The following is a 20,853-nucleotide window of genomic DNA, read 5'->3' on the forward strand; positions in this document are numbered from 1 at the left end:
TGGATGTGATTCCCGCAAACCAGCATTGGTGATCTTAACAAATTGTGCAGTATCGATCAACTTTTGAATATTTTCTGCACCACAGTAACCCATTCCAGAACGTAAGCCTCCGACCATTTGGAAGACGACATCCGCTACGTCCCCCTTATACTCAACCCGAGCTTCGATTCCTTCTGGGACTAACTTGTTGGCTTCATTGACCCCACCTTGGAAGTAACGATCTGATGAACCATGGGATTGTGCCATGGCACCAATAGATCCCATTCCCCGGTATGACTTAAACTTGTGACCGTTGTCTTCAAATAGGTCACCAGGTGCTTCGGTTGTCCCTGAAAGCATAGATCCTAACATAACTGCATTTCCACCAGCCGCAAGGGCCTTGACAATATCACCAGAATACTTAATTCCACCATCAGCGATGATTGACTTGCCATATTCACGAGCAACACTAGCTGCATCATAAATCGCCGTAATTTGTGGAACCCCCACCCCAGCTACGACCCGCGTAGTACAAATTGAACCAGGGCCAATCCCTACTTTGACCACGTCAACCCCTGCTTCAAATAGGGCCCGCGTGCCTTCAGCAGTAGCAACATTACCGGCAATCAGTGTATTATCTGGGAAGTGTTCGCGAATTTCCTTGATTTTCCGTAAAACCCCCGCAGAATGACCATGGGCAGTATCAATTACAATGGCATCCGCCCCGGCATTAAATAAGGCTTCGGCCCGATCAAAAGTATCACTAGTTACCCCGACAGCAGCTGCCACTAGGAGCCGGTTTTGGGAATCAACGGCCGCCCGATTGAAGTTTTGGTTTAAGCTAACCCCTTTAACATTTGCAACTTCACTTGCTTGCCCTTGGATGGACATATTCTTATGAATTACACCCATTCCACCTTGTAAAGCCATCGCAATTGCCATGGAACTTTCCGTTACCGTATCCATCCCGGCACTGATAAATGGCAGGTTCAACTTAATGTTGTCGGTCAATTGCACACTTAAATCAACTTCATTTGGTAAGACATTACTTTCGGCTGGAATCAGTAAAACATCATCAAAAGTTAATCCTTGCTTTGCAAACTTAGTTTCCCAGTTAGACATGTTGTTAATGCTCCTTTTAATCTATATTTTTTATTATTGTTACATACAATACTCAATTTATAAGGAAAGGTCAACTATTTTCGAATTTCTAATCAAAATTTTAGTTTAATGTTCGGAAATTACTAAAAAGACGGTATTTGCCTGACTTAGGCGCCTACCATCCTCAAAAAAATTATTTACGTTGGTTCTGTCCTTGGTTAGCTGGCCGTCCCATGAAGCCCCCCACGACATTGTAGCGCCGCCGGAAGTACATATCGCCAAAGAAGGCGACCACTGCTAAGACAATGTATACCCATCCGTTTAAGACTGGATTGATCGTCTTTGGAATAAAGGCGGAAAGTCCGTAAATGGCCACCCAGACTACGAAGGCCACCACAACCAAGAGAGCCCGTAACCAAAGTGGATACCCGGTCCGTTTCCCCGTTTTCGGATCCTTGGTACTAGTCAGCAAGCGAGTCATATAGCCAAACAATAAACCACCAACAATCGAAACAATTAAGATGGAGACAATCCCGGCATTCCCATTACTAGAAGCTAAGGACTTCGGTTGTGAAAGCCCCATGATTCCAAACATGACCGTGAAGATTGCAAAGAACATTAAAGCATTATCAATCGCTAACAAGCCTGATGCCGAACGCTCAACTTGTTTGGCTGAAGGAGCCGGATGAATTAGTTGATCAGCATATTCAGTTGGCGTCCCCAGCAACGTCCGAGCGGTTGTGCCTTGTTTCTGGGACTCCGTCAACTTCATAACAGTTTGCTCTAACATGGTTGCTTTAGCATCGGGATCCGCTCCTTGCAGATCCAATTGCTTATTTAATTGGATCATGTAGTCGATATTCTTACGGGTTAAGCCGGCCTGTTCAAATTGATCGGCAATCGACTTAACTTCCGTTTTCTTATATTGGCGTTGCTTTTCTCCCGCCGCCGCATTTCGTGGTTGTTCTGCCATCAGTTTTTCTCCCTTATCCTATACATTAAACCGGAATTCCACAATATCGCCATCTTGCATGACGTAGTCTTTTCCTTCGAGTCGTAAACGACCGGCTTCTTTAACCGCCGCTGGCGAACCATATTGGTCTAAATCCTCAAAACTCATCACCTCAGCGCGAATAAAGCCCCGTTCAAAGTCAGAGTGAATGATCCCAGCAGCTTGCGGAGCCTTGGTCCCCTTGCGATAGGTCCAAGCGCGGGTTTCTTTGCCCCCAGCCGTGAAGAAGGTTTCCAGACCTAATAATTTATAAGCCGCCCGGATCAACCGGTTTAGCCCAGGTTCAGTGACCCCTTCCATTTCAAGAAAGTCCGCTTTTTCATCATCATCCATCTCCGCAATCTCTTCTTCGGCGGCGGCAGCAATCCCGATCACTTCACCTTCATTTTGAACGTGTTCCCGGATCTGAGCAATATAAGGATTACTTTCTGGATCAGCCATGTCGTCTTCAGCCACATTGGCCACATAAAGCACCGGCTTGGTCGTTAATAAGAATAAACCCTTCACAATTGGTTGTTCTTCATCACTAAAATCAATCGTACGCGCACTCTGCCCAGCTTCTAAGACTGGTTTGATCTTTTCTAAGACCGCGAGCTCGGCTAAGGCATCTTTATCACGCCCTTTGGCTGCCCGTTGAACTTTGCTTAAGCGGTTATTAACCGAGTCTAAGTCCGCCATGATAAGTTCAAGATTAATGGTATCAATATCATCAATGGGATCAACTTTCCCCGTCACATGAGTGATGTCATCATCATCAAATGCCCGCACCACATGTACGATCGCATCTGTTTGCCGAATATTTTCTAAGAACTTGTTTCCGAGTCCTTCACCTTTGCTGGCCCCTTTAACAATCCCCGCAATATCAGTAAATTCAAAAGTCGTCAGAACAATCTTTTTCGCTGGGATTAGTTCGTCAATCCGGGCTAAACGATCATCTGGCACTTCCACCATCCCAACGTTGGGATCAATCGTTGCAAAAGGGTAATTGGCCATTTCGGCCCCTGCTTTAGTAATTGCATTAAATAAAGTTGACTTCCCAACATTGGGTAAACCAACGATTCCAGCAGTTAAAGCCATAGTCTGTCTTTCTCCTCTTCTCCTACTTAATTCTCCGGCGCATGCTCAAGAATCTTTTTCATGCGTTTATCAAAGTCATGCCGACTCATCATGACGATATGGTCACAACCAGTACATTGAATTTTAATATCTGCACCAACCCGAATGATCTCCCAACGATTCGTTCCACAGGGATGTTGCTTCTTCATCATAACGAGATCGTGTAATGCGTATTCAGCCATTATCATTCCTCCAACTTAATCTAGACTTATTCCTAAAACGGTTAAAATCCGTTCTAATTCAGCCGCTGACTGGTATGAGATTTCTATTTTCCCGTGATCCAACTGATCATTAGCTGAAAAATTAACCTTCGTCCCTAAATGACTCTCCAGTTGATTTTGCAACTCGCGAGCATAAGGAGAAAAGGTCTCCACGGTCTTGGCTTTGGGCTTGGTTGGACGTTCACCATTTAGTTTAGCAACCAATTGTTCTAACTGACGAACCGTTAATCCTTCTTGGACCACTTTTTTAGCAACGCGGGTAATTTGCGAACGCTTCTTCAAGCCTAACAGCGTCCGGGCTTGCCCCATGGACAGTTCCTGTTTGCTAACTAATTGTTTAACCGTTTCTGGAAGTCCCAAGAGACGTAAGTAATTAGCAATATAAGGCCGACTTTTCCCTAATAGGTGGGCCACTTGAGCCTGAGTTAAATCTAACCGCTCCATCAAGGTTTGATAGGCTTGCGCCTCTTCAATCGGTGATAAATTTTCCCGTTGAAGATTTTCCAGCACCGCCACTTCCATCATCTGGCGATCATTAAGGACACGGACAATCGCTGGAATCGTTGTTAAGCCCGCGAGTTGAGTTGCCCGAAATCGCCGTTCCCCGGCAATGATTTCATAACGCGTCAAGGCTGGATCCGGTTGGCGAACAATAATCGGCTGAAAAATCCCCGTCGTTTGAATCGAGGTCGCTAATTCCGTTAGGGCTTTCTCATCAAATATCTGCCGCGGTTGATAGGGATTGGGGCGAATTTGACTTAAGGGTAATTGAACCACACGTTCCGCTTCATGCTGGCTCACGATTGGCGCCCCCGTTTCCGTGGTTGATCAACAACTTGAATGATCACTTGAACCCCATTCTCGGTGTCTTGAGTCGTGACTTCGGTATGATAGCCCGTTCCCTTTAGATTATCAACGGCCGCTTGAATTGCTTTAGCGGCACTTTGAGCATTAGTAATTTTGGGAGCATGCTTATTAGTACGACGGGTGCTTTTTTTCTTTGGATTTACTTTAGGATCTTCGGTCGTTGCCGTCACATCCGCCGACTCATCGGCGCCAATCCCATAAATCTCCCGTTGCTTACGGGCGCGAATTACCGACGGCAGTGGTTGACCGAGTTTAGCCGCCACCGCATCTTCTGTTTGGCGTACCGTCCACTCATGACTAATGACTTCAGCCAGCATAGCGGCCTGATCTACCTGCTTTAAATTCAAGAGGGCCCGCCCATGTCGTTCCGTAATCTGGTGATTTAAAATGGCCGTTTGGACAGGTTCGGCTAATTGTAACAAGCGTAGTTTATTCGCCACAAATGATTGACTCTTCCCCATGCCTTCTGCCAGGGTTCGTTGCGTCAAATGATTGAGATCCATTAACTTTCGATAAGCTTGGGCCTCTTCCACCGGACTTAAATTGGATCGTTGTAAATTTTCAATCAAGGCCAAGGAAGCCGTTTCCTCATCCGACATCTTTTCGACAATCGCTGGGGCCGTTTCCCAATTTAGGGAAGTCATAGCTCGAAAGCGCCGTTCCCCGGCGATGATCTCATACTTGCCGGCTTCATATTCGCGAACAATGATCGGCTGTAATAGACCGTGTTCTCGAATCGTTTGCGCCAACTCCTCAATTGCTTGGCGGTCAAACACTTTCCGTGGTTGATAGCGATTGGGCACAATGTCTTTTAAAGGCACTTCCACCACTTGATTTTTAACATGTTCATCATCTTTACCTAAATTAAAAATTGAAAATGCCATTTCCCAACCTCTACTTCACATTCACTAACGGTTTTTTATTCGGCACACCCGGTCGCCGCGGATACTTACCAGGAGTCGCGGCTACTTTATTAATTAAGACAAAATTACGCTCTTCGGCTGGTTGACTTGGTAAACTCAGGGTTTTAACGTCGGTTAATTGACCACCCAGCTTATTAGTCGCCCCCTGGGCTACTTGCAATTCATCTTGAGCCGCCGTTGCCTTATAGGCCATGAATTGACCACCAACTTTGACAGCTGGTAAACATAGTTCACTGAGCACCACCAGGCGCGCTACCGCCCGTGCCGTCACCAAATCATATTGTTCTCGATAAGGACTATTTTTAGCACTAAAAGTTTCCGCCCGGTCATGGACTAGGGTGACCTCGGTTAAGCCTAATTGATCACATAAGTCCTGCAAAAACTTGATCCGTTTATTTAATGAATCCACAATGGTTACCTTTAATTGTGGGAACAAAATCTTTAACGGCAAGGAAGGAAAACCTGCACCGGCTCCAATATCACACAAAGTCCATGCCTCAGTTTGTAATTTAGGTTGCGCAATTGCCCCGAGTATTGAATCATAGAAATGTTTTAAGTACACTTCTTCGCGATCAGTAATGGCCGTTAAATTGACATGCTCGTTGGTTTCCACTAAAAAATGATAGTAGTAATCAAATTGTGCTAACTGCTGATCAGTAACCGTGATACCTTGGTCAAGAAGGCTTTGGCGAAATTCTTCTGGCGTCATTAATGGTTCCTTTCCGTGAAACATTTATGTTTCACATCACCATTTAACTTTACCTTAAAAAGGCTTATAATTCAATCTTTTCCACCTGTTCAATGAACCATTGATTGAATTGTTCAGCGTCAATATCCACACATACCTTGGCATTAGTTTGACCATCATGATATGCGCCCCGAACATCAGCAACCATTGCGCCAATTGCTGGTCCACTAGTTTGGATATCGACCCACAAATCTTTCGTGGTGAACGCCTCCGGATGAAGCAAGTAGAAAATCGTGTTAACGTCGTGCATTGGATGCCCCTGCTCATTATCCCCATCATTATAGTGGGTGATCAAGCCATGGAGCATTTTCCCTGTTTCACCTAACGATAAAAGTTTGGCTTGTGTTGCCGGCGTTAATAGAGCTTTTAGGGTGACATCAAGGCCCACCGTCACAATCGGAATTCCCGATTGATACATAATTGACGCCGCATCTGGGTCAGTAAAAACATTAAATTCGGCGACACTGGTCATATTTCCACCAGAAATAGAGCCGCCCATGGCAACGATTTGTTTAATATGGCTCTTTACCTCTGGATATTCTGCCAGTAGCAAGGCGATATTCGTATAGGATCCTGTTGGTACCAAGGTAATCTCGTCTTCGGCCATAATGGCATCATGTAAGGCTTCCACCGCTGGTTTTGCAATTGGTTGCCCATAGTTATCGCCAAAATCATAACCCGGCATCCCCGATTCGCCATGAATCCGTGCGGCATCTTCAAACGGCTTGATTAATGGTTGTGCCGCTCCAGCAGCGACCGGAACGTCCTTTTTAAAAAAGTGCACAATCTTTAAAGCGTTAGCGGTCGTTTTATCAACAGTCACGTTCCCCGCCACAGCAGTAATTAATTTCAGGTCAATCTCTGGATTATTCAAGGCCATGGCTAAAGCAGCAGCATCATCAATTCCGGGGTCGGTATCCATAATAATTTTAATAGTCATGATTTTTCACCTCATTTATATTCCTTTATATATCATCATTTGACAAAAAACGGCTAGGATAAATCCTAGCCGTTTACTGTGTAATCCGAATCAAGTAACTAGGATTCAGATCTATTTAAACTGTTTACCAAACAAAGAGTCCAACAAATGCTGCTGACAAGAGGGATACTAAGACCCCTGAAAGTAGCATGTAAGCAAAGTTCTTAGCAATGTAATCATTATCTTCTTGGCCAACTAAGCCCTTGAAGGCCCCCATAACCATCCCTAGGGTTGAGAAGTTAGCAAATGAGGTCATGAAGACCGTGAAGACCGCCTTCAAGTGCGCTGGATATTGACCAATTACTTTCGTCACTTCACCCATTACCACGAATTCATTCGTCACCAGCTTCAAGCCCATGTTTTGGGAAAGGATCCAAGCATCATGTGGGTTTAGACCCATTAACCATGAGAATGGGAACATAACAACCCCAAGAATGCTTTCTAGGGAAAGTTGCTTCCAGAACAAGCCAAGGATTGCATCAATCAAACCAGCCAAAGCCACGAAAGCAATGACGTTAGCAATAATGATTAAAATTAACCGACCGGCACCTAAAATTGAATCCCCCAAGTAACTAAAGAATGGTTCTTTCTTCCCATCATCAGTATTACCAACTTTTTCGATGGTATCTTCTTCTGGAGTAATGTGAACTGGATTGAGTAAACTGGTACAGATCAAAGCATTCACAATATTAATTGGCACCGCCGTCAAAATAAATTGCCCCGGCATCATTTGAATATAAGAACCCAGAATGGAAGCTGTCACACAACTCATCGACATCATTGCAATCGAGAGATTCCGTTCCTTACTCATCTTCCGCAATTGCATGCCAGAGATGGCCAGCACTTCCGTGTTCCCAAGAAACATCATTTCCACGGCGAAGAATGACTCAAACTTAGCTTGACCAGTTAAGAATGACAAGCCGCGACCAATCCACTTAATGATCCAAGGTAAGATACCAAAGTAAGTCAAGATATCAAACATTGGAACAATCATTAAGATTGGCATTAGGGAGGAACAAATAAAGTTCAGATTTTTGGTATTGTACCAATCACCAAGGGCGAACACAGTCCCCTTCGCTGAAATATCAACAATCCAAGTAAATCCATCGGCGGCCGCTTTAACGCCGGCCCGTCCAGCAGCAGAACTTGTTAAGAACCAAGCTAAAATCAGGTTCAAAACCACCATGATCGCAATTGCCTTCCAATTAATGTGCTTGCGGTCCTTTGAGAAAATGAACCCAATTGCCAAAAAGACAATCAAGCCAAGGACATTTATTGCTAAATACATAAGATATCTATACTCCTTTTAATCTTGGTATTTGGTAGTTCACCTCTCTAAATACTATCATTTATTAAGAAAAAGTAAAGATAACTCTGAGTAAAATCTTAACCAATTTTTCTAATTTCAATTTAATGTTCGCGTTTTTCGTCCTAACTAAAAACGACCATTGCACGCAATGGCCGCTTACTTGAATGGAAAGACTATGCCGCTACAACTTTTCTTTCGTCGTTCAATCATCATTTGGAGAGGGTAATCTAATGATTAATGACGGAATAGCCTTCTGACTCTTGGATAGGTTGATGTGGGGGTGAATATGGTACAACCATATTCAATTAGGACAAGTAACGATCAAGTCCTTCCACACCTATATTATATCTGAAAACGCTTACTTTGACCAACTATATCCTAATTTTTCTTTCGGCGCTGTAATGCATAGTAGCCAATAAATAAGACGATAAAGAAAATAATCGAAATAATTAATGATGGTCGCGTTGATGGAATAAATAATAAGATGATCAAAACAAAAATAAAGAAAATAATCGTCGCCCAACTAGTGTATGGATACCAAGGCATTGAAAAACCCGCCACCCCTTCTGGATGAACTCGGCGATAAGCAAGGTGGGTCCATAAAATGATTAACCATACAAAGACAAAATTAATCGTTGATACTCCTGAGATAATATTAAAAATCCCAGATGGCATAATGTAATTTAAAATGACCACGATAAATAAAATTAGGGACGAGACCTGCAGCGCCCGGTTGGGAACCGCCTTGTTACTTAACTTAGCATACTGTTTAGGAGCCTGCTGGTTCTCTGCCAAAGCATATAAAGAACGGCTCGTTGAAAAGATGGCACTATTCGTCGCCGACATTGCAGAAGTTAAGACAACGAAATTTAAGATTCCTGCGGCCCCCGCAACCCCAATTCCAGCAAAGACTTGCACGAAGGGACTGGAGGTTGTCTTAATTTGGTTCCATGGGTAGATGGCCATAATCGCCGTCATCGCTCCAATGTAAAAGAGTCCAATCCGGATTGGTAAGGAGTTAATTGCCTTGGGAATGTCTTTTTGAGGGTTTCGGGTTTCACCAGCGGTTAAGCCGACCATTTCAATGCCGACAAAAGCAAAGACCACCATTTGAAATGAGGTTAAGAAACCACCAAAACCAAACGGGAAAAAGCCCCCATGCGAATAGAGATTGGTTAATGAAGTATAGCCCGTTGAAACTTTCGTGTGCAAAATAATCATCACAATTCCAACCACAATTAAGGCAACAATAGCAATCACCTTAATGGCCGAGAACCAACTTTCAAACTCACCAAACCAACCAACGTTAATCATGTTGATCAACATTAACAGGACAATAATGACCAGCGGTCCAACCCATTGGGGCAGTGACGGAAACCAATACTGTAAATATATTCCCGTTGCCGTTAAATCGGCCATGGCTAAACTAAGCCAACACGACCAATAGGTCCAACCCGCAATAAATTCAAACTGTTCCCCTAAATAATCACGCACCAAATCAATAAAGGAATGCTTACTTGTATCTGATAAAAGTAATTCTCCCAGTGCTCGCATCATAAAGAAACAAAATATCCCCACAATCAAATAGGTCAAAATGATTGAAGGACCGGCAGTCCGAATAGCTGACCCAGACCCTAAGAAAAGTCCGGTCCCAATCGCCCCACCGATCGCGATCATTGTAATATGCCGACTCTTCAACGATCGTGACAACTTCTGTTCTTGTTCTTCCATGAGATTCTCCTTCTCCTTGCTTAATGAAACCAAAATAAAAAACGCCACCGGTATCGCTACCAGGGACGTCAATAACGCGGTTCCACCCATTTTTATGAATTAATTAAGCTTAATTCACCTCTTGGTTGATATCGGAACCACCCATTTAATTAGCCATAAACTAGTCTTGTCTTTTCAGCTCCTGACAAGGTCTCTGTTAAACTAGTCAATTAATTCCAAATATTTATTATACTTTTCCAAAGCTATATGTCAAATCTAGGCGTTCAAAACCTTTTCCAAGAAGTTTTGGGTATCAGGATGTTGCGGATGATCAAAGATTTCTTCCGGAGTTCCTTCTTCCCGAATCACCCCGTCATGGAAGAAAATAACCCGATTAGCAACCCGCTTGGCAAAGCCCATTTCGTGAGTCACGATCACCATCGTCATCCCCTCACGAGCTAATTCTTGCATGACTTCTAAGACGTCCCCAACCATTTCTGGATCCAGAGCACTAGTGGGTTCATCAAACAGCATCACATCCGGCTTCATTGCCAGGGCACGCGCAATAGCCACCCGTTGCTTTTGCCCCCCAGATAGGCTAGTCGGATTAGCATCCGCTTTATCCGACAAGCCAACCATTTCCAGGTATTTTAAAGCAGCGGTTTTGGCTTCTTCTTTGGTCATCTTCTTTAACTGCACTGGGGCTAAGGTAATGTTTTCCAGCACCGACATATTGGGGAATAAATTGAAATGTTGGAAAACCATCCCGATATTTTGCCGAACCAAATCAATATTTGTCTTGGGATCAGCAATATCATAACCATCAATAATGATGTGACCACTATCCGGGGCTTCCAATTTATTCAAGCACCGTAAAAAGGTACTTTTCCCCGAACCAGATGGGCCGATCATGCAGACTACTTCGCTGGGTTTCACTTGCAGGCTAATGCCCTTTAAAACTTCGTTGTCACCGTAACTCTTATGCAAATCGGTAACTTCAATTTTGTATTGATTATCCATAAAACTAGCTTACCTCATCTTTCTTTGCACATAGTTAGATAACCAGGTTAAGACGGTAATAATAATGACATACATCGTCGCAATAATTAACCACATCTTAAATCCTTCCAGATTCCGGGAAATAATAACCGTCCCCGTTTGGGTCAATTCCATCACCCCAATGGCAGAAAGAATTGACGTATCTTTCAAGGTAATAATTAATTGGTTAACTAAAGATGGCACCATAATCTTAATCCCTTGCGGAGCCACGACCTTAAACAAGGCTTTGTAGTAGGGCAGACCTAGACTCCGGGCTGCTTCCCATTGACCGCGATCAACCGCTTGGAAACCACCCTTAACAATCGCCCCTACGTAGGCCCCTTCATCTAGCATTAGGGTTAAGACCCCCGCCACGAATAGCGGAATCTTTTGCCCAATCACTGCCGGCAAACCAATATAGATAAAGAAGGCTAGGACAATCATCGGAATTCCCCGGAAGATGTAAATAATGATGCTGGAAATACTGCTCCAAAGCTTGCCGTCAGTAATTCCCATAACCCCTAGTAAAAGGCCGAAGACCATGGCACAAATTGATCCGACAACCGTTAATTCAATCGTCATCCAAAGACCATCGGCCAAGGCCCCTGCATTATTTTTGATTAAGGCCCAAATCGTCCGTTGACTAGCCGAGTCCGTCTTGGTAGCACTACCCTTGGTGTACTTATTAATGATCTTTTGCATCCGCCCCGTCTTCTTCAACCAGGCGATCCCATCATTAAGTTTCGTCAAGAGTTCTTGGTTTTCACCTTTTTTAACCCCCATGGCCACTGGGGTTGAGTTGGCGGCCTTCGTCACGATTTTAAGTTTCATCCCATTCCGGATCCCATAACGCAAAACCGGCTCATCATTAAAGGTTGCGGCCCCATTCCCGTTCACCACATCACTAAAGAGGGTGTTATCAGACTTAAAGTACTTAACTTTAAAACCGTATTTCTTTTGAATGGACGTGGCATATTCCGCACCACTCGTCCCCGATTTTAAGTCAACCGTCTTGCCCCGCAATTGGCTTAGGCTGGTAATTTTACTATTTTTAGCTACGGCCATAACGACCCCAGAATTGTAGTAAGAAGTGGTGAAGTCAATCTTGGCTTTCCGTTCATCCGTGACACTCATGCCCCCAAAGGCTGCTTGAATTTGGTTCGCATCTAAGGCTTGCAACATGGCATCGAAAGTCATGACCCGGAGGTTATATTTAAAATGTTCATGCTTTGCGATCTGTTGCAGCATTTCGATTTCGATCCCAGGATTTTTGCCATTATAGGTTCCCTTGTTGTTTGGAATTTCAAATGGCACAAAACTATCCACCGTCCCAATTGTGTAGGTCTCTTCATCCGCATGCGCTGGCGTCGCCGAATTGAAGCTAACGAGGCCAAGCACAAGTCCGGCAACGGTCAGCAAACTAGCGCACATTAATTTAAATAAACGCTTTTTCATTGTATCCCCCTGGAAATAATAAAGTTGCTTTATATCATAATCCTCGGAGGCAGCTAATTAAAAGTGCTTAAGATTTTTTAATGTTATTCAAAGTAAATTCTCGATTAAATTAAATTATCTTAATTACATTCATAATTTAACTTTCTTTTATTAATTCCTTTCTACCGTGAAATTAATCCAATTGACGGCTTAAAGAAATCATCTCGAGTAAGGCTTGGGCCGTATCATAACCCTTATTCCCTGCTTTGACTCTGGAACGTTGCATGGCTTGATCAACGTTTTCCGTGGTGACTACCCCAAAGGTGACAGGAATTGAACTGGTTAAATTCAATTCTAAGACCCCGTTGGCCACCCCATTCGTCACTAAATCATAGTGTGAGGTTTCACCACGAATCACTGCACCTAGAGTTACTAAACCATCATAGCGTTCGGATTGCACCACTTTCTTCGCCATAAAGGGAATTTCATAGGCTCCCGGCACCCAATACACATCGATCCGGTCTTTTGCTACTCCATGGCGTACTAAATTATCAACGGCGCCATCTAAAAGCCGCTTGGTAATCGCTTCATTAAAACGAGAAATTACAATAGCAATCCGATAGTCTTGGTCATTAAAGTGTCCTTCATAAATAGTCATAAGTTTGCTCCTTATAGATGTAAATAGTGTTGTAGTTTTTCTTGCTTAGTTTTTAAATACCGACGATTTGCCGCTGTTGGCGGAATCTCTAGGGGCACGCGTTCTACTACTTCAATCCCTGCAGCCTTTAACTGTTCAATCTTGTCTGGATTATTAGTCATCAACCGGACCTTAGTAATGCCTAAATGCCGTAAAATTTGGGCGGCCTCCTGATAATCACGTTCGTCTTCAGCAAAACCCAGTGCTTGATTTGCTTCAACGGTATCCATACCGTCTTCTTGCAAATGATAAGCCTTTAATTTATTCAAGAGTCCGATGCCCCGACCTTCTTGACGGAGATAAATAATGGCGCCTTGTCCAACTTCGGCCACCTTTTCCATTGCCGCATGTAACTGGGGACCACAATCACAACGCTTGGAACCGAACACATCGCCAGTTAAGCATTCGGAATGCAAACGCACTAAGACTGGTTCATCAACCGTCCAGTTCCCCTTGGTTAAGGCTAAGGTTTCATCAGGAAAGGGAACTAATTTAAAATCACCATAGGCAGTAGGAAGTTTGACAGGCGTTAATTCATCACTAACCTGCAAACGCCGATAAGTTTGAATATCAGCAACCGTTAGCAAAGGTAACCCATATTCATCTGCCATCTCAACTAGGCGTGGTCGACGAGCCATGTGCCCATCTTCTTGTAAGATTTCACAGATATAAGCCACCGGTGACAACCCTACTAACCGTGCTAGATCAACGGCAGCTTCGGTGTGCCCGTCTCGATCTAATACCCCGTCCTTTTGGGCGGTCAATGGGAAGATATGCCCCGGTCGATAAAAATCGGCTGGTTGACTTTGCGGATCTGCTAAGGCTTTAATTGTCGCCGCTCGATCATAGGCCGAGATCCCGGTCGTCGTTGTCCGGTGGTCAACCGAAAGAGTGAAAGCTGTCCCAAACGGATCGGTATTATCAGCGGTCATTTGTGGCAAGGCTAACCGCTGGGCGATTTCTGGGCCGACCGGCGCACACATTAAGCCCCGGGCATACTTAGTCATAAAGTTGACTTTTCCAGGGGTCACCACTGCTCCTAAACCGACTAAATCACCTTCCGCTTCCCGACTCTCATCATCGGTCACAATAACTAACCCACCTGTTTTTAAGTAAGATAAAGCGGCTTGAAACTTCTTAACGTCCATTTTCTTTCCTCCTATTCAAATGATTGATTAAATACTTCCCCATCAAATCAGTCTCAATATTGACCTGATCGCCGACTGTTAATGATGCTAAATTAGTTTTTCCTGCGTATGGGGAATTAAGCCGATCGTGAATTGATAACCATCGCTAGTCATCACGGTCAAACTAACCCCATTAATGGCGACGGAACCTTGAGAAATAATCTGCTCAGCATATGGATCATCAATTGAAAAAGTTAATTCCAGGGCATTATCGTGTCCTTGTCGCTTCACCAGTTGTGATACAAAATCAACATGCCCTGAGACCAAATGTCCTTCAAACCGTCCGTTAGCAGCAAGGGCCCGTTCCAGATTTACCTGGTCACCAACTTTTCGATTCTTAAAACTTGTTCGTTCATAAGTTGCAGGCATCAGCTCCACTGTCATCGCATTGGCAGTTTTTTGGACGGCCGTTAGACAAGTCCCATCAATCGCCATCGAATCACCAATCTGATATGTCGCTAATAATTCTGCTGGGGCAGTAATTTGCATAGTAATGGTTTCATCTACTCGCTCAATTGCTTTGATCGTCCCCATTCCTTCAATTAATCTGGTAAACATTTTCGTTCTCCTCGTATTCGTAAATCTGATCCCAATTTCTGTACTTCGACATTTACTAATTCCATTAGTCGACCTGGTTCAGGTCCAGAAAAGGCTGTGACTCCCCGGCCCCCAATCAGTTTAGGGCTAAGATAAGTGATGCTTTCATCCCACAAATCTGCCTGATAAAAGGCATTATGAATTTGCGGTCCGCCTTCAACATATAGTGATTGCAGGCCTTGTTGAGCAAGATCATCAACGACCGTTTTGGGAGTCACTTCCGCTAATTGCTTAATCTCAACGCCTGGCAAAGTCAAGGAGATTGGCGTCTCCGTATAAACGAGGGTGGGATAAACCGTGGTCTGCCAGATTTTTAGGTGCGCTTGTTCAAATAAGCGCCCGCGCCGGTCCAAGATCACTCGCCACGGTTGGTGTTCCAACTTGGCAGTGGTCCCTAGGGTTGGGTTGTCGGTTAAAACGGTTTGACTTCCCGCAAGGATCGCTTGATAGTGAGCCCGTTCTTGATGCACCCAGTCATAGACTGCTTGATTGGTGATGGCTGTCCGTTTTCCATTCCCCAAGGCCACTTTTCCATCTAAGGTGACGGCCTGTTTAAGCGCTATCCACGGCCGCTGATGAGTGAAGAAAAAGTTATAGTGGGGATTGATGGCTCGGGCTTCCTGTTCAAGAACCCCGATTGTTACCTGGATCCCATGGTCACGTAAATACTGGACACCCTTTCCTGCCACAATTTGGTGAGGATCTAGTTGCCCTACCACCACCCGTTTAATCCCGTAGTCCACAACCAGATGACTGCAGGGTGGTTGCTTTCCCGAGTGATTACAGGGTTCCAAAGTCACATAAAGAGTCCCACCTCGAGCTTGATCAGGTGTCACCTGACTTAAGGCATCGCGTTCGGCGTGATAATCGCCATAACGATGATGATAGCCAATCGCCAACAGGTGATCATCTTTAACTAGAACCGCCCCCACTTGGGGATTTTGCCAAGTCGCTAGACCGCCTCGCTGAGCAGCTGTCAGAGCCCGTTCCATCCATGCTTGATCGTTCATTTAATCGCCTCTTTCCAAATAAAAAACCTCGAAGAAAATTCTTCGAGGTCGTTTTTAGAAAGCGGTTACTTTTCTAGCAGTTATGTCGCTAAAAAACCTGATGATATTCATCAAGTCCACTCGTTTTTCTCCCATCCAGACTATACTGTCGGTACCAGAATCGCACTGGTTCAACCGCAAAATGCGGGTCACGGACTTACAGGAAACCTGCTCACCGTCGGTCGGGATTTTCACCCTGCCCCGAAAAACTTCTTTCATATTCAACTTACTTTTTATCTTAATGAACTTTTGACAAATGTCAACGTAAATATTCCGTAACTTGCTGACCGGCATTCCGACCGGAATAGATGGCGTAACCCACACAAGTCCCTGGCATATTGGGCCCGTAAGTATCACCAGTCAACCCTGCGGCATCATTACCAACGGCATAGAGACCAGGAATAACTTGACCTTGTTCATCCCGCACTTCATTTTGTGGTGTCACTTGTAAACCACCCATGGTACAAAAGGCACCAATATTTAACTTAAAACCATAGAATGGGCCTTGCGTCACTGGTTGCATATATTCAACTGGTTTGCCGAATTCGCGATCTTCACCTTGAGCGGCATCGCGGTTATACCGACTAATCGTGGCCGGTAATTGTGCTAGGCCCATCTTTTGAGACAGTTCTTCGATCGAATCAGCCTTAAAGATAAAGGCTTTATCGGCTGCCACAGCCGCATCAATTTCTTCTTGGAGGGTATCCATCTTTTGCCCCCGCAAAACATAGACCCCGAGCCCCATAAAATTACCTTCTGTGATCATTTTGTCGATCACGCCTTGGTCCAAAATACTATAAACTTCCGCCTGGGTATAGAGGGCGTTACCGGCCTGAGAGAAGTTATAAACGACTTCTTCATTGACAAACCGTTCCCCATTTTCATTCACCCACAGGAGCGGTTGTTGACCGGCCGCGACATTCATCTGCGAACTCATAAATTTGAAGGATGGGGTCTCGGGATCACTTAAGTATCCGCCAAAAAGCATGGCCATGCCGGTTCCATACTTCCGTGCACCGACTTGCCAAGCCATCCGCAATCCATCACCAGTTCCTTTACCAGACGAAACCGTTTCTAAGCGACTCAAATCATAATTAGTCTCTTCTGCCATCATCTCTGGATTATTGAGATAGCCCCCGGTTGCCAAAATGACAGCTCGAGCGTGGACTGCTTTAACATCTTGATTTGCTTCATCACGGACTGTAACCACAAAAGTTTGGTCAGCTTGCCGAACTAAATTGACGGCTGCCGCCGAAGTCACGACTTCGCCGCCCGCTGTTTCAAAGCGTGGTTGCAATGCTTGGTGAATAACCGCATCGCCCATTCCTTTATAAATGTGCCAAGTAGCTTCACCTGCTCCCATGGCTTGAACCCGTTCAAACTCCACTCCTTGTTCCTGGAGCCAGTCAACGTTTTCAGCACTGCCATCGACATAGTTACGCCAAATCCGCGCGTCGGCTTTATATTGAGAATATTCAACTTCTTCTTTTAAAACTTCGGTTCCGGACACCTTGATCCCCTTCGCCTTTTGTAAGGACGAATTAACCGCAAATAAACCTTCCGTATAGTTACTACTACCACCCGTCGTCCGCCCTTTTTCTAGAACCAGGGTTTTACTCCCGCCTTGAACGGCCGTTAGACCGGCGGAAAAACCGGCAGCTCCAGATCCAACAACTACGACATCATATTGATCTTCTTTTGGTAAACTCATCTTTACACCTCCAAGTTTGTGAACTCTCTTACAAGTTCATTATAGTTAAATTTTTTAGTTTTCTACTATGCTAAAATTTAGATATAGCCGAACTAAAAGGAGGTGTAACCATGAATCAACAGCAATTGCAATATTTTATTGAAGCTGTCCATTTAGGTAGTTTTCAACGTGTGGCGGATGCTAATTTTGTTTCCCAGCGCGCCGTTTCCAAACAAATTTTGAACTTAGAAACCGAATTAGATACAAAATTGTTTTTACGTGACTCTAACCGGATTCGCTTAACTGATGTCGGTCATCAATTTGTTCCCCATGCCCAAGATATTTTAAACCGGTTAGAAGATGTGGAGAACGAGTTTAAGCATCACCATTTTCAAGCGCTCGACACCGTTAAAATTGGTTATTTCTCGCCCTTTGAATCCCAGATTATGATCGATAATATTAATCGTTTCCAAGCTCAAGCTAAACAATCACTGAATTTTGAAGTATCAGAAGCCGGGATTGAACACCTCTTGACTGATGTTTCAATTGGCATTTTGGATTGTGCCTATATTTTAGCTTATGGACCCCATTGGCAATTAACTAATCACAGTCTCGCTAGTCAGACCATTTACCAAAACAAAATGATCCTCGGGGTTAGTACCGCTAACCCTTTGGCTCAACACCAAGAAATCACTCCTGATGATCTGAAAGACCATAACGTTTTGTACTACTCGTATGAGAGTTCATCCTATTTACAAAATGAATTCAACCAGGCCATTAATTTTTCAGAAAAGATTAGTACTGAACGCGTTTCAACGATTGAGCAAATGCAAATTCGGGTGGCCCTTAATCGCGACGTTGCTTTCTACCCTAACGGCTTATTCCAGCGTTTTATTCAACCAAGTAATCAAATTAAGTACTTACCGTTCAAGGATCCTGATACCCAAAAATATTCGATCCAAGTGGTTTATCAACGTCGCAACAAAGCTAGGCCCCTACGTGAATTTCTAAATAGCCTGCGCTCACTTGTTCAATTGTGAATTCCTTGGCTATATTTAGCATCTGATAAATATTTTTACTGTTTAATTGCTTTATTCTTCAAAGTTTGTGAAATATCACCAGTTTGTGAAATGCAACTTTTAAACGATTGTCACTTGAAATCCTGATTTATCAGTTTATAATTAGTTTCGAGCAGAAAGATAATTGATTGATTTCACAATGTATATTTCACAAACTGTTTTTTAGAAAGAAGGTTAAGTATGAAAGCAGCAGTTTGGCATGGTGCCAAAGATATTCGCGTGAAAGATGTCGATTTAAAACCATTACAAGACAACGAAGTGACCGTCAAAGTGGCTTGGACGGGAATTTGTGGGACTGATCTCCACGAATACCTGGAAGGCCCGGTCTACGTCCCGACTGAAGGTCCCGATCCGCTATTGGGTGGACAGGCCCCCATTACCTTGGGGCATGAATTTGCTGGGGTGATTGAACGCATTGGAAAAAAGGTTACCAATTATCAGGTTGGTGACCACGTTGCCATCAATCCTACCGTTACCAACGCCGATCGTCCTAGTGACATTGATGTTTACAGTGGCTATTCATTTATCGGTCTAGCTTCCGACGGTGGCTTTGCCTCTCATGCAAACATACCTGAGGATAACCTCGTTCGGTTACCGAAGAATTTTCCATTACGGTTGGGAGCTGTAATTGAACCAGCCGCCGTGGCTGTCCAAGCCATTAAACGTAATGGTCTCACTTTCGGTCAAAACGTTGCGATCTTCGGGGCGGGACCAATTGGCTGTCTGGTTGCCGCTGCTGCGAAAGCTGCGGGGGCTAACCGAATCATTATTTGTGATTTATCACCCCAACGCCTTGCTAAGGCCTTAGAACTCGGGGCAACCGATACAATTAATTCAGGTGAACAAGATCCGGTGCAACGGATCAAAGAATTAGTTCCAGGCGGTGTCGATGCTTCCTTTGAGGTTGCGGGAGTTCAAGTCACTTTTAATCAAGCGATTTTAGCTACTAAACCATTAGGAACTATGACTTTGGTATCAATCTTTGGTCATCCGATTGAGTTCAATCCAATGATTTTAACGAACACTGGGGTTAAAATCACTTCCACAATTGCCTATTCCCAAGCGACTTTCCTGGAGACTGCCGAATTAATTACCAAAGGATCCCTGCAAGTTGAACCAGTTATTACAAAAGAGATTCCATTAGACGATATCGTTACGGACGGTTTTGAAGCTTTGACAACCGATAAGTCTCAAGCAAAGATCCTCGTCAATCTCGATGGTTTAAATAACTAATCTCTATTTCCCTTCCTCCTTATAATTTACAAAACACCTTTAACGAACGGGAAAATAATCATCGAATCATCTACTGACTTATCCAATAACCCAAAGCGCGTTTCCATTTGATTACTTGGATAAGGTAGATGAAAGTTAAAAAGCCCTCGCTGTTGCAGCAGCGGGGGCTTTTGTGTACAGCAAGTTCAACGAACTACTACTCCTTCTTCTTAATCTATTATTTAAATGTCTCCAACCACGATCAAGCTTAACTAAGCAGTAAAAAACAAATTCCTTAACACTACATTTTTCAACATTCATATAATTTTTAATTATCATATGATAAAATATTATAGTTGTCCGTCACCCTTGGAGTACAGAAAGGGGGTGAGACCAATGGAGTACATAGAATGCTTCCTCCAATTGATTAGTGCATTAATTGTTACGTGGTTTGGTTGGTGGCTAAACAATCACCACAAGCACTAATTAAAATCGGACAACTTTAGCCCACAAAAAAAGCCTCTCGCTGTCACCGCAGCGGGGGGCTTTTGTGTACATCAAAGTCCAATGGACTACAATGCTTCCTCCATAGATAAATTGTATCATAGAAATCTATTAATTTCATTACTTTAAAAATCAATTTGATAATTTGGAGTATGAATTTACTGTTAAATATCAATGGAAACAACGGCCACAAATTGAATTTCCGATCGTATCCCTGTTTCCGAGGAATTAGAACCATTACTCTTTCTTTTAAATTTTCACCTTAAAATGGATGGTCTTCATTTTTTATTTAAGGCCTTAATCACTCTTTGACTATCGATAAATAATTCTATTATCGTCTTCTTTAATGTCCCCATCTCGCTTACCTGTTTTCCATCAATAAAATAACCTTTTCCATTAAA

19 protein-coding genes, 1 pseudogene and 1 riboswitch are annotated in these 20,853 nt (G+C 43.7%); of the genes and pseudogenes, 3 read left to right on the top strand and 17 right to left on the bottom strand.

Going from position 1 to position 20,853, the window contains the following annotated elements; all coding sequences use genetic code 11:
* The 17 genes and pseudogenes from guaB to PS3_RS05310 all read right to left on the bottom strand — a co-directional run.
* Positions 1-1,101, bottom strand: a 1,101-nt coding sequence (guaB, locus tag PS3_RS05230) for an IMP dehydrogenase (protein WP_007122267.1), incomplete at its 3' end; no start/stop codon positions are given.
* A 172-nt stretch (positions 1,102-1,273) separates the two neighbouring features.
* On the bottom strand, positions 1,274-2,053 hold the full coding sequence (locus PS3_RS05235) for a DUF1129 family protein (RefSeq protein ID WP_007122268.1): 780 nt from the start codon (positions 2,051-2,053) through the stop codon (positions 1,274-1,276).
* An 18-nt stretch (positions 2,054-2,071) separates the two neighbouring features.
* Positions 2,072-3,169, bottom strand: a complete 1,098-nt coding sequence (ychF, locus tag PS3_RS05240; protein WP_007122269.1) for a redox-regulated ATPase YchF — start codon at positions 3,167-3,169, stop codon at positions 2,072-2,074.
* A gap of 26 nt (positions 3,170-3,195) precedes the next feature.
* A complete protein-coding gene (locus PS3_RS05245) occupies positions 3,196-3,390 on the bottom strand; it encodes a DUF951 domain-containing protein (RefSeq protein WP_040468260.1) in 195 nt (64 codons plus the stop codon).
* 15 nt (positions 3,391-3,405) lie between these two features.
* Positions 3,406-4,230, bottom strand: a complete 825-nt coding sequence (locus tag PS3_RS05250; protein WP_007122270.1) for a ParB/RepB/Spo0J family partition protein — start codon at positions 4,228-4,230, stop codon at positions 3,406-3,408.
* On the bottom strand, positions 4,227-5,180 hold the full coding sequence (locus tag PS3_RS05255) for a ParB/RepB/Spo0J family partition protein (RefSeq protein WP_007122271.1): 954 nt from the start codon (positions 5,178-5,180) through the stop codon (positions 4,227-4,229). Before PS3_RS05255 ends, PS3_RS05250 begins: the two co-directional genes overlap by 4 nt.
* 10 nt (positions 5,181-5,190) lie before the next feature.
* Entirely contained in the window at positions 5,191-5,928 is a 738-nt protein-coding gene (gene rsmG / locus PS3_RS05260; protein WP_040468262.1) for a 16S rRNA (guanine(527)-N(7))-methyltransferase RsmG, read from the bottom strand.
* Positions 5,929-5,992: 64 nt separating this feature from the next.
* Positions 5,993-6,907 (bottom strand): ribonucleoside hydrolase RihC, encoded by a 915-nt coding sequence (gene rihC, locus PS3_RS05265; protein WP_007122273.1) that lies wholly within the window; start codon positions 6,905-6,907, stop codon positions 5,993-5,995.
* Between the two features lie 124 nt (positions 6,908-7,031).
* Positions 7,032-8,234: a NupC/NupG family nucleoside CNT transporter gene (locus PS3_RS05270; protein WP_007122274.1), complete on the bottom strand. Its 1,203-nt coding sequence runs from the start codon at positions 8,232-8,234 to the stop codon at positions 7,032-7,034.
* Positions 8,235-8,633: 399 nt separating this feature from the next.
* A complete protein-coding gene (locus tag PS3_RS05275; RefSeq protein WP_007122275.1) occupies positions 8,634-9,986 on the bottom strand; it encodes an amino acid permease in 1,353 nt (450 codons plus the stop codon).
* 255 nt (positions 9,987-10,241) lie between these two features.
* The gene (locus tag PS3_RS05280) at positions 10,242-10,985 is read right to left on the bottom strand and encodes an amino acid ABC transporter ATP-binding protein (RefSeq protein WP_007122276.1); all 744 of its coding nucleotides are present in this window, start codon (positions 10,983-10,985) and stop codon (positions 10,242-10,244) included.
* 9 nt (positions 10,986-10,994) lie between these two features.
* Positions 10,995-12,458 (bottom strand): ABC transporter substrate-binding protein/permease, encoded by a 1,464-nt coding sequence (locus tag PS3_RS05285; RefSeq protein ID WP_050950852.1) that lies wholly within the window; start codon positions 12,456-12,458, stop codon positions 10,995-10,997.
* 172 nt (positions 12,459-12,630) lie between these two features.
* Complete coding sequence (gene ribH, locus PS3_RS05290) at positions 12,631-13,095, bottom strand: 6,7-dimethyl-8-ribityllumazine synthase (protein WP_007122278.1); 465 nt, start codon at positions 13,093-13,095, stop codon at positions 12,631-12,633.
* An 11-nt stretch (positions 13,096-13,106) separates the two neighbouring features.
* Positions 13,107-14,282 (bottom strand): bifunctional 3,4-dihydroxy-2-butanone-4-phosphate synthase/GTP cyclohydrolase II, encoded by a 1,176-nt coding sequence (locus tag PS3_RS05295; protein ID WP_007122279.1) that lies wholly within the window; start codon positions 14,280-14,282, stop codon positions 13,107-13,109.
* Positions 14,272-14,879, bottom strand: a pseudogene (gene ribE / locus PS3_RS05300) (riboflavin synthase). Before ribE ends, PS3_RS05295 begins: the two are co-directional and overlap by 11 nt.
* A complete protein-coding gene (ribD, locus tag PS3_RS05305; RefSeq protein WP_007122280.1) occupies positions 14,864-15,928 on the bottom strand; it encodes a bifunctional diaminohydroxyphosphoribosylaminopyrimidine deaminase/5-amino-6-(5-phosphoribosylamino)uracil reductase RibD in 1,065 nt (354 codons plus the stop codon). Before ribD ends, ribE begins: the two are co-directional and overlap by 16 nt.
* 119 nt (positions 15,929-16,047) lie before the next feature.
* Positions 16,048-16,180: riboswitch (FMN riboswitch) on the bottom strand.
* Positions 16,181-16,226: 46 nt separating this feature from the next.
* Positions 16,227-17,678 carry an FAD-dependent oxidoreductase gene (locus tag PS3_RS05310; protein ID WP_007122281.1) on the bottom strand — a complete coding sequence of 484 codons (1,452 nt, stop codon included), beginning with the start codon at positions 17,676-17,678 and terminating at the stop codon, positions 16,227-16,229.
* 110 nt (positions 17,679-17,788) lie between these two features.
* Between PS3_RS05310 and PS3_RS05315 the strand changes: the two genes are divergently transcribed.
* From PS3_RS05315 to PS3_RS10780, 3 genes are all read left to right on the top strand, one after another.
* Complete coding sequence (locus tag PS3_RS05315) at positions 17,789-18,697, top strand: LysR family transcriptional regulator (protein WP_040468261.1); 909 nt, start codon at positions 17,789-17,791, stop codon at positions 18,695-18,697.
* Between the two features lie 219 nt (positions 18,698-18,916).
* Positions 18,917-19,969: a 2,3-butanediol dehydrogenase gene (locus PS3_RS05320; protein WP_007122282.1), complete on the top strand. Its 1,053-nt coding sequence runs from the start codon at positions 18,917-18,919 to the stop codon at positions 19,967-19,969.
* Between the two features lie 128 nt (positions 19,970-20,097).
* A complete protein-coding gene (locus PS3_RS10780; RefSeq protein WP_268869366.1) occupies positions 20,098-20,220 on the top strand; it encodes a hypothetical protein in 123 nt (40 codons plus the stop codon).
* Positions 20,221-20,853: the final 633 nt, after the last annotated feature.

Origin of the sequence: Limosilactobacillus gastricus PS3 (assembly GCF_000247775.1) — a bacterium.
Classification (GTDB): Bacteria; Bacillota; Bacilli; order Lactobacillales; family Lactobacillaceae; genus Limosilactobacillus; species Limosilactobacillus gastricus_A.

Bases quoted from the DNA above. Each gene is read 5' to 3' on its own strand.
- rihC (WP_007122273.1), bottom strand. From the start codon at position 6,907: ATGACTATTAAAATTATTATGGATACCGACCCCGGAATTGATGATGCT.
- PS3_RS05315 (WP_040468261.1), top strand. From the start codon at position 17,789: ATGAATCAACAGCAATTGCAATATTTTATTGAAGCTGTCCATTTAGGT.
- PS3_RS05320 (WP_007122282.1), top strand. From the start codon at position 18,917: ATGAAAGCAGCAGTTTGGCATGGTGCCAAAGATATTCGCGTGAAAGAT.
- ribH (WP_007122278.1), bottom strand. From the start codon at position 13,095: ATGACTATTTATGAAGGACACTTTAATGACCAAGACTATCGGATTGCT.
- PS3_RS05270 (WP_007122274.1), bottom strand. From the start codon at position 8,234: ATGTATTTAGCAATAAATGTCCTTGGCTTGATTGTCTTTTTGGCAATT.
- PS3_RS05275 (WP_007122275.1), bottom strand. From the start codon at position 9,986: ATGGAAGAACAAGAACAGAAGTTGTCACGATCGTTGAAGAGTCGGCAT.
- PS3_RS05285 (WP_050950852.1), bottom strand. From the start codon at position 12,458: ATGAAAAAGCGTTTATTTAAATTAATGTGCGCTAGTTTGCTGACCGTT.
- PS3_RS05245 (WP_040468260.1), bottom strand. From the start codon at position 3,390: ATGGCTGAATACGCATTACACGATCTCGTTATGATGAAGAAGCAACAT.
- PS3_RS10780 (WP_268869366.1), top strand. From the start codon at position 20,098: ATGAAAGTTAAAAAGCCCTCGCTGTTGCAGCAGCGGGGGCTTTTGTGT.
- PS3_RS05280 (WP_007122276.1), bottom strand. From the start codon at position 10,985: ATGGATAATCAATACAAAATTGAAGTTACCGATTTGCATAAGAGTTAC.
- rsmG (WP_040468262.1), bottom strand. From the start codon at position 5,928: ATGACGCCAGAAGAATTTCGCCAAAGCCTTCTTGACCAAGGTATCACG.
- PS3_RS05255 (WP_007122271.1), bottom strand. From the start codon at position 5,180: ATGGCATTTTCAATTTTTAATTTAGGTAAAGATGATGAACATGTTAAA.
- PS3_RS05235 (WP_007122268.1), bottom strand. From the start codon at position 2,053: ATGGCAGAACAACCACGAAATGCGGCGGCGGGAGAAAAGCAACGCCAA.
- PS3_RS05310 (WP_007122281.1), bottom strand. From the start codon at position 17,678: ATGAGTTTACCAAAAGAAGATCAATATGATGTCGTAGTTGTTGGATCT.
- PS3_RS05295 (WP_007122279.1), bottom strand. From the start codon at position 14,282: ATGGACGTTAAGAAGTTTCAAGCCGCTTTATCTTACTTAAAAACAGGT.
- ribD (WP_007122280.1), bottom strand. From the start codon at position 15,928: ATGAACGATCAAGCATGGATGGAACGGGCTCTGACAGCTGCTCAGCGA.
- ychF (WP_007122269.1), bottom strand. From the start codon at position 3,169: ATGGCTTTAACTGCTGGAATCGTTGGTTTACCCAATGTTGGGAAGTCA.